Source organism: Paeniglutamicibacter cryotolerans, from assembly GCF_014190875.1.
GTDB classification, from domain to species: domain Bacteria; phylum Actinomycetota; class Actinomycetes; order Actinomycetales; family Micrococcaceae; genus Paeniglutamicibacter; species Paeniglutamicibacter cryotolerans.
Genome location: NZ_JACHVS010000002.1, coordinates 393,993 through 409,086 on the forward strand (window position 1 = coordinate 393,993; position 15,094 = coordinate 409,086).

Here is a 15,094-nt window from a genome sequence, read left to right on the forward strand (position 1 = left end):
CAAAACGGTTACACCACTCCACGGGACTTGACCACGTGGCGTGCTGCTCCATGGACCTCCCGGCACGGGAAAGACCCACACGGTACGCTAGCTTGTCTGCCAGGCAGCCGACAGCACAGTGATCCTGCTCAGCGGCAACACGCTGGCATTGGTCTCGGAGGCCACCCGCATGGCCCGGGCGCTGCAGCCATCGATCGTCGTGCTGGAAGACTGCGACCTGATTGCCGAGGACCGCGGCTTTGGCAACGGCCCGCAGTCGCTGCTCTTCGAGGTGCTCGATGCCTTGGATGGTCTCGATGCCGACGCCGATGACGTCTTCCTGCTCACCACCAACCGGGTCGAACTACTGGAGCGGGCTCTGGTGCAACGCCCCGGACGCGTGGACCTGGCAGTGGAGATTCCCCGGCCGGATGCCGCTGCCCGCCGGGCCGTGCTTGAACTCTATGGTTCCGGGCTCGCAATCCGCCCGGAGACGTTGGATCGGGTCGCCACCCAGACCGCCGGGACCACCGCTTCGTTCATGAAGTAGCTGACCCGCCGGTCCGCACTGCTTGCAGTGATTGCCGACCAGACGCCGGCGGATGAGCACTTGCTGCGGGCCGCCGGGGAGCTGATGCCCGATGCCGCCGTGTTGACCCGCAACTTGCTCGGCGGCACCGCCGACCCGGCAGGGTCCGACGGCGGCACCATTTCCTTCGGGGGTATCGCCGATCAAGACCGGGGCCCTACCCTCGGCTTCGAAGAGCTGCTTCCAGCTGATGCGCGGTTCCGCTGACTCCCGTCCTCGGATTCGCCCGCTGCGGTGCCAGCGTCACGTCGTTAGAGCGGCCTGTGGAAAACCCTGCCCAAGTTCGGGGGTTCAGGCTATGCTGTCCGCATTCGCTCTATCGCCTTTGCCCGTGGGGGATCCATGGAACTGCATCAGAGAAAAAGTTGGAAGCGTAACCGTACGGCCTTGCTCTCCATGACGGCCGTGTCAGTACTTGGCCTTGTGGCCGGCTGCACCGGGCCGTCTTCGCCGGCGCCGGTTCCGGATGCCGCGCAAACGCCGCAAAGCACTGCGCCGGTATCAACCAGCCTGCCGCCATCTCCAACACCCACGGCGAAACCAACGCCGATGCCCATTCCGGCGAGCTCGAATGGCCCTGCGCAGAATTTACGTGCGCCCGTGAGGCCAGCAGCAATCAAAAAACATGATCTGGCGGGGCTAGAAGCATTCTCGCGCCACTATTTTGACATGCTGAACCACACTGTGCAGTCGCGGGACGCAGCTCCGCTTAGAGCGCTCACGTTAAAATTTTGTGTGGAGTGTTTCAGTGGCTATATCAACCCTGCCGATGTGAACAAGGCGGCTGGCACATGGGTGACGGGTGGAGAAATGGACCTGACTCTAGGCGATGTTCGACTTGCCGGTAACACAAGCGGGATTGTTATTTTTTCCTATACGCAGGAAGAAATGACGTACTTCACTGCGCCGAACAAGAGCGGCCCGTTTCTCAGAGCGACAGAAAAACCAGTTCTGGGAGCTCTAAGCGCAGAATTCGATGGGCAATGGAAAGCCTCTTCAATGACATATGTAGAAGACGATGAATAAATCTCTAAGGAATCTTGCGGGGGTTTCAGTTACGCTCTTCTTGTCTGTAATCGCTGTCGGTGCCCCCTCAGCTGCTTGGGGGTCTGAGATCGCTTGCGGCACCATCTTTGCCACGGGTCCCCGTGCTATTGAGGGTGCAACTCATTGCCCAAACGCTGGAGGGAGCCAGCAGCAAGGCCCTGACTCCGGAACGGGTAGAAGTTTGGAAGTAGGTGCTGGCCCTAAGCTTAGATACCGAGTGGAATATGGGAATCCTTGTATGTTGGCTGATTCTCCTACAAGCTCTTGCTCCATTTTGGATCCTATTAGTTGTGCGGATGGCTCCACCCCGATCCCAAGGCAAATATTTGCATTGAACGGACCACGAAGCGGCCAGCTCATATCCACACGCTTGTATTGTTCCTCCGAGCCCGGCTTTGAGATACCTGGGGTTGAAAACGACATTGCAAAAGTTTCATCGGATGACTTTCGGCGCCTGCCCATCGCGGCCTCTGCAATCGCGAGCCAGCCCGACGGTTTCTCTCTGCGGAACGGTCATGCCCATATGTATGCGAGTTCCGAGATCCAAGATTTCAACATCACGCTGTTTGACCAGGATGTACGGGTGAAGGCCATCCCGATGAGCTATGTCTGGGCCTATGGTGACGGTACGTCGCGGACTCTCGACTTCCCGGGAGAGCCGCGACCTAACCACAGTTTCGAAGATGAAACACCGAGCAGCCACGTCTATCAAGAAACCGGGGATTTCACTGTTGGAATGTCGACGCGGTTCCGGGGTGAGTATTCGACCGAGGGTGGCCCTTGGACGCCGATCCCGGGTGTGGCGACTGTGCCCAGCGAATCAATGGTGATGAGTGTGTGGAGGACCAAGAAGCTCTTGGTGAGCACCAATTGCATTTCCAATCCGAGGGGGCCGGGTTGTAATTCACCCTTTGACGAGTAATTTGTCCCGAAGGGTTGAAGATGACAGTTGCACCTGGTCTTAATCTGGTTGCAAGACACGGAAAACCGCGTCGAACACCTGGATTGGGTGCCGGAGTAGCGCGCAGCCAGTCTCAGCCGGCGGATCAACGGGTAATTGATCCGTGCGGATGGAGGGTTTTCCGCATGAAACAGGCGTGGAGCGTTTCCCCGGACCGAATGTACGGAACGGGGAAACGCTCCACGCCTGTCGCGCGATGAACCGAGGCGGATTAGCCCAGGCGGCCCACACCGGTGACAGTGATGATCGCGGTACCGGCCTCGTCGGAATCGGCCAGGTTTACCGTCGCGTCGATGCCCCAGTCGTTGTGGTCCGCCGGGTCCTTGAAGATCTGGCGCACCTTCCAAATGGTCGGGGTGCGGGTGATGACCAACAGATCCGGGCCGCGCCCGCCAGGGCCGTCGTCGATGTCATCGTGCTCGTCGAAGTACGCGTCCATGGCCTCGGCCCAGGTATCGGCGTCGAAGCCGTTGTGCCCGTCCAAGTCGCCCAACGCACGGTCCTGCTCGTCGGCGAAGAGCTGCACGCGCTTGAACATTTCGTTGCGCACCATCACTCGGAAGGCGCGTTCGTTCGAGGTGAGGCGCGCGGGCTGCGGGGGGACGATGTCGTCCATCTCCTCCAGCGTGCCACCGGCTGCCAGTTTCTCCCACTCATCAAGCAGGGAGGAGTCGACCTGGCGGACCAGCTCGCCGAGCCACTCGATCAGGTCCTCGAGGTCCTCACGCAGCAGGTCCTGGGGCACCGTCTGGTTCAGCGCCTTATATGCATCGGTGAGGTAGCGCAACAGGATGCCCTCGGAACGGGTGAGCGAATAGAACGCGACGTATTCGCCGAAGCTCATCGCTCGCTCGTACATGTCCCGGACCACTGACTTCGGGGCCAGTTCAAAGTCGCCCAGCCAGGGGGCGCCCTGCCGGTAGGTCTCGAAGGCCTGCCCGAGCAGCTCGGCCAACGGCATCGGGTAGGTGACTGTTTCCAGTGCCTCCATGCGCGCGTCGTACTCCATGCCCTCGGCCTTCATCGCGCCAATTGCCTCGCCGCGGGCCTTCTTCTGCTGGGCGGAGAGCACCTGGCGTGGCTTTTCCAGCGTCGCCTCGATCACCGAGACAACATCAAGTGCGTACGAGGGCGATTCGGCGTCGAAGAGCTCCAGCGAGGCCATTGCAAACGGGGACAGTGGCTGGTTCAGGGCGAAGTTCTGCTGCAGGTGCACGGTCAGGGCCAACATGTTGCCATGTTCGTCGGGCTTCTCCAGCCGTTCGACGACGCCGGTGGCCAATAGTTCACGAAGGATGCCCAAGGCCTTGCGCATCAGCTCGCGCTTGCGGGCAGGGGGCTCGTGGTTCTCCGTCAGCAGCCGGCGCGCGGCTGCGAACGAGTCGCCGGGCCGGTCCAGCAGGTTCAGCAGCATTGAGTGGGTGACGTTGAACGAAGACGTCAGCGGCTCCGGAACGGAGACGACCATGCGGTCGTAGGTTGCCTCGCCCCAGGTGACGAATCCCTGCGGTGGCTTCTTCTTGACCACCTGGCGCAGCTTCTTTGAATCGTCGCCGAATTTGGCGTGGGCCTTCTCCATCGCCTTCTTGTTCTCCACCGCGTGCTCGGGTGCCTGCACCACCACTGTCCCGGCCGTATCGAACCCGGCCCGTCCGGCACGCCCGGCGATCTGGTGGAATTCGCGGGCATTCAACAGCCGGGTACGCACGCCGTCATACTTGGACAACGCCGTGAGCAGCACGGTGCGGATGGGTACGTTGATGCCCACACCCAGGGTATCGGTGCCGCAAATGACCTTCAGCAGCCCGGCTTGTGCAAGCTGTTCAACCAGCCGGCGGTACTTGGGCAGCATGCCTGCGTGGTGCACGCCGATGCCGTGGCGCACCAGCCTGTTCAGCGTCTTGCCGAAGCCGGAGGAGAAGCGGAACCCGGCGATCAGCTCGGAGATCCTGTCTTTTTCCTCGCGCGTGCAGACGTTGACGCTCATCAGGTTCTGCGCGCGGTCGATGGCCTCGAGCTGGCTGAAATGCACCACGTAGATCGGCACCTGCTTGGTGCTCAGCAGCTCCTCGATGGCCTCCTGCACGGGATCCTGCGAGTAGTAGTAGTGCAACGGGATGGGACGCTCGGCGTTGGCGACGGTCACCGTTGGGCGGCCGGTGCGCAGGCGCAGCTCGTCCTCGAACCTGCTCACGTCGCCCAGCGTGGCAGACATCAGCAGGAACTGGGCCTGCGGGAGCTCGAGCAGCGGCACCTGCCACGCCCAGCCGCGCTGCGGGTCCGAGTAGAAGTGGAACTCGTCCATCACCACGGGGCCCAGGTCGGCGTCCTTGCCCTCGCGCAGCGCGACGTTGGCCAGGATCTCGGCTGTACAGCAGATGATCGGGGCATCCTGGTTCACCGATGAATCACCGGTGACCATGCCGACGTTCTCGGCGCCGAAGATCTCGCACAGCGCGAAGAACTTCTCCGAGACCAGCGCCTTGATCGGCGCGGTGTAGTAGCTGCGTTCGCCGCGGGCCAGCGCGTGGAAGTGTGCCGCGACGGCCACCAGCGACTTGCCCGACCCGGTCGGCGTGGCCAGGATGACGTTGTTCCCGGCGACGATTTCCATCACCGCCTCGTCCTGTGCGGGATAGAGTCCGATGCCGCGGTCCTCCACCCACTGGATGAAGGAAGCGTAGGTGGATTCGGCGGTGGCTCCCCGTGGGGGAGTATCGGGCAGCAGCTCGGTAAGTTTCATGATGCTTCAAGCCTAGCCGCCGGAGCTCCGCCCCGCCGAAGGACACAGGGCACAGCGCGGGATTAGGCTGGGGCCATGAAATGGGATCCCGCCCGGTACGTCCAGTTCGCCGACCACCGCAACCGTCCGTTCTTTGATTTGACCGGGCGCATCACCGCCGAGGCGCCGCACCTGGTGGTGGATCTGGGCTGCGGACCCGGGAACCTGACCCGTTCGCTGGCCGGGCGCTGGCCCGGCGCGCACGTGCGCGGCCTTGATGCCTCCGTGGAGATGGTAGCCGCCGCCGGTGAGCGGCAGCAGGCGCCGAATCTGGAATTCGGCCAGGGCGATGCCACCACCTGGATGCCGGAACCGGGTACCGACGTCGTCGTCTCCAACGCGATGCTGCAGTGGATCCCGGGGCATCGCGAGCTGATAGGGCGCTGGCTCGGCGCGCTTGCGCCGGGTGCCTGGTTCGCCGCGCAGGTTCCGGGAAATTTCGGCTCCGCCTCACACACGATTATGCGCACCCTGGCTGATTCCCCGCGCTGGGCCCCGCTGCTGGCCGGAGTGCTGCCCCACGGGGACGCCGTGGGTGGACCGGCGGAGTACCTGGGCCTGCTGCTCGATGCCGGCTTCGAGTCGGACGTCTGGGAAACCACGTACTCGCAGGTGCTCGCCGGTCCGGATCCAGTGCTGGATTGGGTGCGTGGCACGGCGCTGCGCCCGGTGCTGGAAAGGCTCGGCCCGTCCGCTGCCGCCGAGTTCGAAGCCGAGTACTCCAGGCTGGCGGTGGAGGCCTACCCGCCGTTCCCGGGTCCCGATGGAAAGCAGCTGACGCTCTTCCCGTTCCGGAGGATCTTCATGGTCGGGCGTAAGAAGTAGCTCCGCCTAGACTGGAAGCATGCGAAAGTTACTGCCCGCCCTGGCTGCCCTTGCCCTGATGCTGACCGCCTGCGGTCCCAGCCAGGTCGATTTCCGCAAGGCAGACCTCAATGGCGAAACGGCCTGCATCCATTTCGGTCCCGAGGGCGCCGACGGCAGCAGTTCGGTCACCGCGCTGAATCGCGAGAAGGCAGCGGAACACGCATCGAAGGCGAGCACCGAAGCCCTCCGGGCCCTGGTGGAGGCCGATGCCAAAGGCAACCCGGTCATCAACGACGCGCATGCCTTCCGCCTGGCCTGCGAAGAAGCAGGCCATAACTACTAACGAGGCTTCGCGGTTGCATCTGCACCGCTGAGGTTATTACTTGCACCATGTTGGTTGGAATTAAGTTGATCCCGTGGCCCTTGGACGGGCGGGATCAGAGGGGGAAAATCGGAAATGCTGCGTAAGGCAGATAACGTCACGATGACGCACCAGGTACGTTTCTGGAAGAAGGCAGCGCCGGCAAGGCTGAGCATCGGCGCAAACACGTACCAGGTCGGCAGGCTGACTAGCGCCGAATTTAGCGGCATCCAGCATCGCCAGATGCAGTACCCCATGTCAGTGACCACCATCGAGGGCAGGAAGTACTGGCAATTCCAAAACCAGTACTACTGGGACGATGAAGGGCTCAGCGCAGTTCAGGTCCATGCCTTGCTCACGCCCCGCCAGACGGGCCGCCAACGGCAGCACGGCACTACTCCGGCCACCGCCGATCTGTCGGTGACGCCGCCGAACGCCGCCGTTTTGACTGCCGTTTCCGACGACGCCAAGCAGTACATCTGGGCCCGGGACGATGGGCGGTGCAGAAAGTGCGGTGCGACAGCCGACCTGCAACTGGACCACATCATCCCGCTAGCCAAGGGTGGAAGTCGAAACGCCGATAATCTCCAGGTGCTCTGTTGCTCCTGCAACAGGGCCAAGACCTCCGGGCTGCCGGCCGGCCGCTGATTCAAGCCGCCCAGGTTCAGCTCCCTCCCGGGAGCGGTGAACCGCTCCCGGACCTCGAAGGCACCGGCGGCCAGGCGGGCGGTGCCGGGCCGTCGGTGCCGCGGGCTACCAGCCGCGCAGCCGCCATTCGGCCAGGTGCGGGCGTTCGGCACCCAGCGTGGTGGTTTTGCCGTGGCCGGGGAGCACGATGGCATCGTCGGGGTAGACGCCGAAAATCCGGGACTCCACGTCGTTCAACAGCGAGGTGAAGCGCGCCGGGTCCTGCTGCGTGTTGCCCACGCCGCCGGGGAAGAGCGAGTCGCCGCTGAAGATCACTGTGGTGCCGTCGGAGTCGCGCAGTACTAGCGCGATGGAGCCGGGCGTATGCCCGCGCAGGTGCACGGAGGTCAGGTCGAAGCCCTCGAAGTTGCCCACGTCCCCGTGGCCCAGCAGCACGTCGGTGCCCACGCCGGTCTGTTCCTTGATGGATGCGACATCCTCCACGCCGGCCGCGGTCTGCGCGCCGGTATGGGCGACCATGTCGGCCAGCGCGCGGACGTGGTCCCAGTGCTGGTGGGTGGTGGCGATGAGCGCGGGCCGGATGGCCTTCTCCGAGTCGGCCTCGGCGTCGGCGAAGAGCGACTTGATCGCCTCCGGGTCGGCGGCGGCATCGATCAGCACCTGCGCGCCGGTGGCCTTCGCGGTGATCAGGTACACGTTGTTCGCCATCTCCGAGACGACGGCGCGGCGGATGGTGACATCGGACAGGTCATGCAGCAGTGTCGAATTCTCGCTCATGCGCCCAGCATACGCGGCCCGGGCGCCCACCCGGCTGTAGGCTGGGCCGACGACCTGAACCGCCGCCCCACCTGTCCTTCCGGGCACCTGTCCTTCCAGAGGGAACGGGAGCGGTGAATGAGATGCAACCTGCGGGGGAGCGGATGACCGAAGAAAACGTGCTGGGTTTCCTGTCCATCGAGTCGGGCTCGGCCCATGCGCCGTATGACCAGATCCGGCAGGGCATCCTTCAGGCCATCGGCGACGGGCGGCTGGTGGCAGGGACCCGGCTGCCGAGCGTGCGTGCGCTCGCCGGAGCCCTGGGCGTCGCTGTGAATACCGTTGCCCGCTCATACAAGGAGCTTGAGGCCGCCGGGGTTGTGGCCACGCAGGGCCGGCACGGGACCCGGGTGCTGGCGGCCGGGGATGCCTCGGCCGCGCACCTGCAGGCCGCTGCGCAGGTGTTCGCGCAGGCCGCGCAGGCCTGGGGCATCGAGGGGGAAGCGGCACTGGACTACGTCCGGGCCGCGCTGGCCTCCCGCTGAAGGCCGGCAAACCGGTCGCGGCCGGTGCCGAAACGCGGGCGGCTCCGGAGCTGGACGGCATCGATGCGCGGGCGCGGGCGTCTCATTGGTCACATCGAATAAGCGTTCGAATGGTTTGTGGTTTAGCATGAAAGATGTGGCTACTTCCCGCTCCCTGGAGCACACCGAGACCCCCCGGCCCCACGACCTGACCCGTCTGGTCGTCAAGGGTGCCCGAGAACACAACCTGAAGAACGTCGACCTGGACCTGCCGCGCGATGCGATGATCGTGTTCACCGGCCTGTCCGGCTCGGGCAAGTCCTCGCTGGCGTTCGACACGATCTTCGCCGAGGGCCAGCGCCGCTACGTCGAGTCGCTCTCCGCGTATGCGCGCCAGTTCCTGGGCCAGGTGGACAAGCCCGATGTCGACTTCATCGAGGGACTCTCCCCGGCCGTCTCCATCGACCAGAAGTCCACCTCGAAGAACCCGCGCTCCACCGTCGGCACGATCACCGAGATCTACGACTACATGCGCCTGCTCTGGGCCCGCGTGGGCCGCCCGCACTGCCCCACCTGTGGCGAACCGGTCAGCAAGCAGACCGCGCAGCAGATCGTCGACCAGCTGCTGGAACTGCCGGAGAAGACCCGCTTCCAGGTCCTGGCACCGGTGGTCCGCGGCCGCAAGGGCGAATTCGTCGACCTGTTCAAGGAGCTCAGTTCCAAGGGCTACTCGCGTGCCCGGGTCGACGGCAAGACCATCGCGCTCACCGACCCGCCGAAGCTGGGCAAGCAGTACAAGCACACCATTGAGGTCGTGGTGGACCGCCTGGCCATCAACGCCGAGGTGCGCCAGCGCCTGACCGACTCCATTGAAACCGCATTGAACCTGGCCGATGGCCGCGTGCTCGCGGACTTCGTCGACCTGGACGAGGACGATCCGGGGCGCGTACGCGCGTTTTCCGAGAACCTGGCCTGCCCCAACGAGCACCCGCTGGCCATCGACGAGATCGAACCGCGCTCCTTCTCCTTCAACAACCCGTTCGGCGCCTGCCCGGCCTGCACCGGCATCGGCACCCGGTTGGAGGTCGATGAGGAGCTGATCGTCCCGGACCCCTCGATGCCGCTCTCCGCCGGAGCCATCGCGCCCTGGGCGCTGGGCACGGCAACCACCGAGTACTGGAACCGGCTGCTCGAGGGCCTGGCGGCCGAGCTCGGCTTCGACATGGACACGCCCTGGGCCAAGCTCTCGGCCGTGGCCAAGCAGAACATCCTGCACGGCAAGGACCACAAGGTCGTGGTGCAGTACAAGAACCGGTTCGGCCGCGAGCGCAAGTACTCCACCGGCTTCGAGGGCGTGGTGCAGTACATCCACCGCAAGCACCAGGAGACCGAATCCGACCAGGCCCGGGACCGCTACGAAGAATACATGCGGCAGATCCCGTGCCCCGAATGCAACGGCGCCCGGCTGAACCCCGCCTCGCTCTCGGTGCTGATCAACGGCAAATCCATCGCCGCCGTCGCCGCGATGCCGATGCGCGAATGCTCCGACTTCCTGAACTCGCTGGTGCTCACCGGACGCGAGGCGCAGATCGCCCACCAGGTGCTCAAGGAAATCCAGGCCCGGCTCACCTTCCTGCTCGATGTCGGGCTGGAGTACCTGAACCTGGAACGCGCCGCCGGCACGCTCTCCGGCGGCGAGGCCCAGCGCATCCGCCTGGCCACGCAGATCGGCTCCGGGCTGGTCGGGGTGCTTTATGTGCTCGACGAGCCCTCCATCGGGCTTCATCAGCGTGATAACCGCCGGCTCATCGAGACCCTGGCGCGGCTGCGGAACCTGGGCAACACGCTGATCGTCGTCGAACACGACGAGGACACCATTGCCGAGGCCGACTGGATCGTCGACATCGGCCCCGGCGCCGGCGAACACGGCGGCATGGTGGTGCACTCGGGATCGCTTCAGGGCCTGCTGGCCAACACCGAGTCGCTGACCGGCGACTACCTCTCGGGCCGCAAGAAGATCGAGATCCCGGCCAAGCGCCGCAAGATCGACAAGAAACGCCAGGTCGCCGTCGTCGGCGCGCGCGCGAACAACCTGCGCGACGTCTCGGTGAAGTTCCCCCTGGGCGTCTTCACCGCCGTCACCGGCGTCTCGGGTTCGGGCAAGTCGACGCTGGTCAACGACATTTTGTACAAGGTGATGGCGAACAAGCTCAATGGCGCCAAGCAGGTGGCCGGCCGGCACACCCGGATCGACGGGCTGGAGCAGCTGGACAAGGTCATCCACGTGGACCAGTCCCCGATCGGGCGCACGCCGCGCTCCAACCCGGCCACCTACACCGGTGTCTTCGACCACATCCGCAAGCTCTTCGCCGAAACCAACGAGGCGAAGGTCCGCGGCTACCTGCAGGGCCGCTTCTCCTTCAACGTCAAGGGCGGGCGCTGCGAGTCCTGCTCCGGCGACGGCACGCTGAAGATCGAAATGAACTTCCTGCCCGATGTCTACGTGCCCTGCGAGGTCTGCCACGGGGCCCGCTACAACCGCGAGACGCTCGAGGTGCACTACAAGGGCAAGTCCATCGCCGACGTGCTGAACATGCCCATCGAGGAGGGCGCGGAGTTCTTCGCCGCGTTCACCCCGATCGCCCGGCACCTGCGCACGCTGGTCGAGGTCGGGCTGGGCTACGTGCGCCTGGGGCAGGCCTCCACCACGCTTTCGGGCGGCGAGGCGCAGCGCGTGAAGCTCGCCGCCGAACTGCAGAAGCGCTCCAACGGCCGCTCCATCTACGTGCTCGACGAGCCCACCACCGGACTGCACTTCGAGGACATCCGCAAGCTGCTGCTGGTGCTGCAGGGACTGGTCGAGAAGGGCAACACGGTGATCACCATCGAGCACAACCTCGACGTGGTCAAGTCGGCCGACTGGGTCATCGACCTGGGGCCGGAGGGCGGCTCCGGCGGCGGCATGGTGATTGCCCAGGGCACCCCGGAGCAGGTCGCGAAGGTCGCCGAAAGCCACACCGGGCGCTTCCTGGCCCCGCTGTTCGCCTGACCTCCGGCCCGGTGCCCGCGGGATTCGCCGGTACCCCGGGATCCGTTCCGGGGTGCCGGGACGGGTGTGCTCCAGGGCCGGCATATACCCGAAACGGAATGCCGGGGCGGGAGTTGCCCCGGGTTCATGCGAGAATACCGGAGTGATGATTTCCGCGGCCCAAGTGCTTTTCGACCTCGATGGAACCCTGATCGACCCGGCAGGGGCCATCACCGGCGGCATCGGCCATGCGCTGGAGGTCCACGGCATCGAGGACCCCGGACCGGCATCCCTGAACGCGCTGGTCGGCCCCGGCCTGGCCCACGGTTTGGCGAGCATCCCCGGCGTCGAGCCCGAGCTCATTCCCGCGCTCATCGACACCTACCGCACCCACTACCTCGAGCGCGGCATGGCGCTGGCCCGGGTCTACCCGGGCATCACGGAGCTGCTCACCGCGCTGGCCGCGGCCGGGGTGCCGGTGGCCGTCGCGACGTCCAAGCCGACGTCGCTGGCCCGGCTGCTGATCGACCAGCAGGGGCTCGCTCCTCTGCTGGGCGGCGTCTACGGCGCACCGGAGGCGGAATCCGCGGCGGCCACCGAGGGCAAGGAGGCCATCGTCGCGGCGGCGCTGGCCGGCGAGGGCATGGACCCGGCGACCACCGTGATGGTGGGGGACCGGCGCTTCGACCTGACCGGGGCATCCGCCAACGGGCTGCGCTCGATAGGCGTCCGCTGGGGATTCGCCCCTCCCGGCGAGCTGGAGGCGGCGGGAGCCGACGCCATCGTGCACGACGCACACGAACTGGCGGCGCTGCTGCTGCCCGCCACCACGAGAACGAAGGCCGGGACATTGACGACTGAAACCCAGACCGGGACCACGACGGGAGCTGCACGCTAAATGGGTGTGTACGACATGACCCGCGGCTCCATCCGCGCACTGCTGGCCGGCCTGTGCCGGCCCACCATCAACGGGCTGGAGAACGTCCCGCGCACCGGGCCGGTCATCATCGCCTCCAACCACCTCTCCTTCCTGGACTCGATCATCATCCAGGCGCTGACCCCGCGCGATGTCGCGTTCTTCGCGAAGGCCGAGTACTTCACCACGCCCGGGCTCAAGGGCACGCTGATGAAGTCCTTCTTCGAATCCGTGGGCTCGATCCCGGTCCAGCGCGGTGAGCAGGCCGCCTCGGTGGCGGCGCTCGACTCGCTGGTGGAGATCCTGGAGGCCGGCGGCGGCGTGGGCATCTACCCCGAGGGCACCCGTTCGCGCGACGGCAAGCTCTACCGAGGCCGCACCGGCGTGGGGTGGCTCGCACTGACCACCGGCGCCCCGGTGGTCCCGGTGGGCCTGATCGGCACCGAGAACCTGCAGCCCGCCGGGGCGAAACGGATCCGGCCGCACCACTTCACCCTCTCCTTCGGCAAACCGCTGCAGTTCGAGCACATCGGACGCAAGCATCCGCTGCCCGAACGCCGCCGTGCCACCGATGCCATCGTCGATGAGATAGCCAAGCTGACCGGCCAGGAATACACCGGCGCGTACAACCAGGCACCCGTGGCGGAATAGGCTGACCCCATGGCCGATCCGAACAGCTACCGCCCGGCACCCGGGGAGATCCCGACCCGGCCCGGGGTCTACCGCTTCCGTGATCAGCACGGGCGCGTCATCTACGTCGGCAAGGCCAAGAACCTGCGTTCGCGGCTCAGCTCCTACTTCGCGAACCCGGCCGGGCTCACGCCCAAGACCCACGCGATGGTGCACACCGCCGCCTCCGTCGAATGGACGGTGGTGGGCTCCGAGCTGGAGGCGCTGCAGCTGGAGTTCACCTGGATCAAGGAATACAACCCGCGCTTCAACATCGTCTTCCGCGACGACAAGTCCTACCCGTACCTGGCCGTGACCATGGGGGAGAAATACCCGCGGGCGCAGGTCATGCGCGGGGAGCGGCGCAAGGACACCAAGTACTTCGGCCCGTTTTATCCGGCCAAGGCGATCCGCGAAACACTCGACACGCTGCTGCGCGTCTTCCCGGTGCGGACCTGCTCCGCAGGCGTGTTCCGGCGCGCCGAGGCCTCCGGGCGGCCATGCCTGCTCGGCTACATCGACAAGTGCTCGGCGCCCTGCGTGGGCCGGATCAGCCCCGAGGACCACCGCGAGCTAGCCGCCGAGCTCTGCCGCTTCATGGGCGGGGAGGGCACCCGCTTCATCAGGGAGCTGGAGAAGCAGATGGCCGCCGCTGCCGCCGAGATGGAATACGAGCAGGCCGCCCGCCTGCGCGACGACATCGCCGCGCTGCGCCGGGTCTTCGAACGCAACGCGGTGGTGTTGGCCGAAAACACCGACGCCGACGTGTTTGCCGTCCACGAGGACGAGCTGGAGGCCGCGGTGCAGGTCTTCTACGTGCGCGGCGGACGCATCCGCGGCCAGCGCGGCTGGGTGGTGGAGAAGGTCGAGGACTTCACGCAGGCCGAGTTCATCGAACACATGCTGTTGCAGGTCTACGGCGAGGCGCAGGGGGATGACAAGGTTCCGCGCGAGGTCCTGATCCCGACGCTGCCCGAAAACCACGAGCACCTCGCCTCCTGGCTGTCGGGGTTGCGCGGCTCGGCGGTGGACGTGCGCGTGCCGGTGCGCGGGGAAAAGGCAGCGCTGATGGACACCGTGCGGGAGAACGCCGAACAGGCACTGCGGCTGCACAAGTCCCGCCGCGCCGGGGACCTGAGCGTGCGCTCGGCGGCGCTGCAGGAACTGCAGGAGGCGCTGGGTATCCCGGTGCCGCTGCTGCGCATCGAGTGCTACGACGTCTCCCACGTGCAGGGCACCAACGTGGTCGCCTCCATGGTGGTCGTGGAGGACGGGCTGCCCAAGAAGTCCGACTACCGCAAGTTCTCCATCACCGGCGACGCTGCGCGCGATGACACCGCTTCGATGTACGACGTGATCACCCGGCGCTTCCGCCGCTACCTGGAGGACCAGGAACACACCGCCCCGGCGATCAGCGGGGAGATCGGCGAGGAAACGAAGGCGACCCGCCGCTTCGCCTACCCGCCGGCGCTGGTCGTGGTCGACGGCGGACCGCCGCAGGTCGCCGCCGCCATGCGCGCGCTGGGGGACTTGGGCATCGACGACGTGTACGTGGTCGGGCTGGCCAAGCGACTCGAGGAGGTCTGGCTGCCGGACGACGAGTTCCCGGTGATCCTGCCCCGTGCCTCCGACGCGCTCTACCTGATGCAGCGCATCCGCGACGAGGCGCACCGCTTCGCCATCACCTTCCACCGCAAGAAGCGCTCCGCCTCGATGATCTCCTCGGTGCTCGACGACATAGCGGGCCTCGGCCCGGCCAAGCGCACCGCGCTGCTCAAGCACTTCGGCTCGCTGAAGAAGCTCAAGGCCGCCGGTGCGGAAGACCTGGTGCAGGTGCCGGGCATCGGGACGGCCATGGCCGCCGTCCTGCTCGATGCCTTCGCCGCCGATGCGGCGGACACTGATCGGGCACCGGCCATTAACATGACCACCGGTGAGGTCCTGGACTGAACCCCAGGTTCCCCGGTGACCACTGCGGGTGCGATCGGTGCGGACCGCCGGATCGCCCCGGCAGACTAGGGTAGTGG

Annotated in this window: 13 protein-coding genes and 1 pseudogene; 12 read left to right on the forward strand and 2 right to left on the reverse strand. The window is 65.8% G+C overall.

The genetic code is table 11. The features are described from left to right. Positions 1–40: 40 nt before the first annotated feature. The 4 genes and pseudogenes from E9229_RS14940 to E9229_RS14955 all read left to right on the forward strand — a co-directional run bounded on the left by E9229_RS14940 (position 41) and on the right by E9229_RS14955 (position 2,537). Positions 41–529: pseudogene (locus E9229_RS14940) on the forward strand (AAA family ATPase). Positions 530–556: 27 nt separating this feature from the next. Beyond that, the gene (locus E9229_RS19880) at positions 557–775 is read left to right on the forward strand and encodes a hypothetical protein (protein WP_183512422.1); all 219 of its coding nucleotides are present in this window, start codon (positions 557–559) and stop codon (positions 773–775) included. A 135-nt stretch (positions 776–910) separates the two neighbouring features. Further along, positions 911–1,594: a DUF6318 family protein gene (locus E9229_RS14950; RefSeq protein ID WP_183512423.1), complete on the forward strand. Its 684-nt coding sequence runs from the start codon at positions 911–913 to the stop codon at positions 1,592–1,594. Between the two features lie 352 nt (positions 1,595–1,946). Then, positions 1,947–2,537 carry a hypothetical protein gene (locus tag E9229_RS14955; protein ID WP_183512425.1) on the forward strand — a complete coding sequence of 197 codons (591 nt, stop codon included), beginning with the start codon at positions 1,947–1,949 and terminating at the stop codon, positions 2,535–2,537. 250 nt (positions 2,538–2,787) lie between these two features. Here E9229_RS14955 and E9229_RS14960 read toward each other — a convergent pair whose 3' ends face one another. Further along, positions 2,788–5,319: a DEAD/DEAH box helicase gene (locus E9229_RS14960; protein WP_183512426.1), complete on the reverse strand. Its 2,532-nt coding sequence runs from the start codon at positions 5,317–5,319 to the stop codon at positions 2,788–2,790. Between the two features lie 75 nt (positions 5,320–5,394). On the opposite strand from E9229_RS14960, the gene E9229_RS14965 reads away from it, so the two are divergent. The 3 genes from E9229_RS14965 (at position 5,395) to E9229_RS14975 (ending at position 7,174) form a co-directional block, all read left to right on the forward strand. Next, the gene (locus E9229_RS14965; protein ID WP_183512427.1) at positions 5,395–6,183 is read left to right on the forward strand and encodes a trans-aconitate 2-methyltransferase; all 789 of its coding nucleotides are present in this window, start codon (positions 5,395–5,397) and stop codon (positions 6,181–6,183) included. Positions 6,184–6,202: 19 nt separating this feature from the next. Next, positions 6,203–6,508 (forward strand): hypothetical protein, encoded by a 306-nt coding sequence (locus tag E9229_RS14970; RefSeq protein ID WP_183512429.1) that lies wholly within the window; start codon positions 6,203–6,205, stop codon positions 6,506–6,508. Positions 6,509–6,622: 114 nt separating this feature from the next. Continuing rightward, complete coding sequence (locus E9229_RS14975) at positions 6,623–7,174, forward strand: HNH endonuclease (RefSeq protein WP_221184674.1); 552 nt, start codon at positions 6,623–6,625, stop codon at positions 7,172–7,174. Positions 7,175–7,279: 105 nt separating this feature from the next. Here E9229_RS14975 and E9229_RS14980 read toward each other — a convergent pair whose 3' ends face one another. Further along, complete coding sequence (locus E9229_RS14980) at positions 7,280–7,951, reverse strand: MBL fold metallo-hydrolase (RefSeq protein WP_183512430.1); 672 nt, start codon at positions 7,949–7,951, stop codon at positions 7,280–7,282. 143 nt (positions 7,952–8,094) lie between these two features. Between E9229_RS14980 and E9229_RS14985 the strand changes: the two genes are divergently transcribed. From E9229_RS14985 to uvrC, 5 genes are all read left to right on the forward strand, one after another. Further along, a complete protein-coding gene (locus E9229_RS14985) occupies positions 8,095–8,475 on the forward strand; it encodes a GntR family transcriptional regulator (RefSeq protein ID WP_183512431.1) in 381 nt (126 codons plus the stop codon). 127 nt (positions 8,476–8,602) lie between these two features. Next, a complete protein-coding gene (uvrA, locus tag E9229_RS14990; protein WP_183512432.1) occupies positions 8,603–11,503 on the forward strand; it encodes an excinuclease ABC subunit UvrA in 2,901 nt (966 codons plus the stop codon). A 145-nt stretch (positions 11,504–11,648) separates the two neighbouring features. Then, the gene (locus tag E9229_RS14995) at positions 11,649–12,380 is read left to right on the forward strand and encodes an HAD hydrolase-like protein (protein ID WP_183513081.1); all 732 of its coding nucleotides are present in this window, start codon (positions 11,649–11,651) and stop codon (positions 12,378–12,380) included. Beyond that, entirely contained in the window at positions 12,381–13,049 is a 669-nt protein-coding gene (locus tag E9229_RS15000) for a lysophospholipid acyltransferase family protein (protein ID WP_183512434.1), read from the forward strand. 9 nt (positions 13,050–13,058) lie between these two features. Next, positions 13,059–15,017, forward strand: coding sequence for an excinuclease ABC subunit UvrC (gene uvrC / locus E9229_RS15005; RefSeq protein ID WP_183512435.1), 1,959 nt, complete (start codon positions 13,059–13,061; stop codon positions 15,015–15,017). The last annotated feature ends 77 nt before the right edge of the window (positions 15,018–15,094 follow it).

Coding starts and splice junctions, on each gene's coding strand:
- E9229_RS14950 (WP_183512423.1), top strand. CDS start 911: ATGGAACTGCATCAGAGAAAAAGTTGGAAGCGTAACCGTACGGCCTTG.
- E9229_RS14960 (WP_183512426.1), bottom strand. CDS start 5,319: ATGAAACTTACCGAGCTGCTGCCCGATACTCCCCCACGGGGAGCCACC.
- E9229_RS14965 (WP_183512427.1), top strand. CDS start 5,395: ATGAAATGGGATCCCGCCCGGTACGTCCAGTTCGCCGACCACCGCAAC.
- E9229_RS14970 (WP_183512429.1), top strand. CDS start 6,203: ATGCGAAAGTTACTGCCCGCCCTGGCTGCCCTTGCCCTGATGCTGACC.
- E9229_RS14975 (WP_221184674.1), top strand. CDS start 6,623: ATGCTGCGTAAGGCAGATAACGTCACGATGACGCACCAGGTACGTTTC.
- E9229_RS14980 (WP_183512430.1), bottom strand. CDS start 7,951: ATGAGCGAGAATTCGACACTGCTGCATGACCTGTCCGATGTCACCATC.
- E9229_RS14985 (WP_183512431.1), top strand. CDS start 8,095: ATGACCGAAGAAAACGTGCTGGGTTTCCTGTCCATCGAGTCGGGCTCG.
- uvrA (WP_183512432.1), top strand. CDS start 8,603: ATGAAAGATGTGGCTACTTCCCGCTCCCTGGAGCACACCGAGACCCCC.
- E9229_RS14995 (WP_183513081.1), top strand. CDS start 11,649: ATGATTTCCGCGGCCCAAGTGCTTTTCGACCTCGATGGAACCCTGATC.
- E9229_RS15000 (WP_183512434.1), top strand. CDS start 12,381: ATGGGTGTGTACGACATGACCCGCGGCTCCATCCGCGCACTGCTGGCC.
- uvrC (WP_183512435.1), top strand. CDS start 13,059: ATGGCCGATCCGAACAGCTACCGCCCGGCACCCGGGGAGATCCCGACC.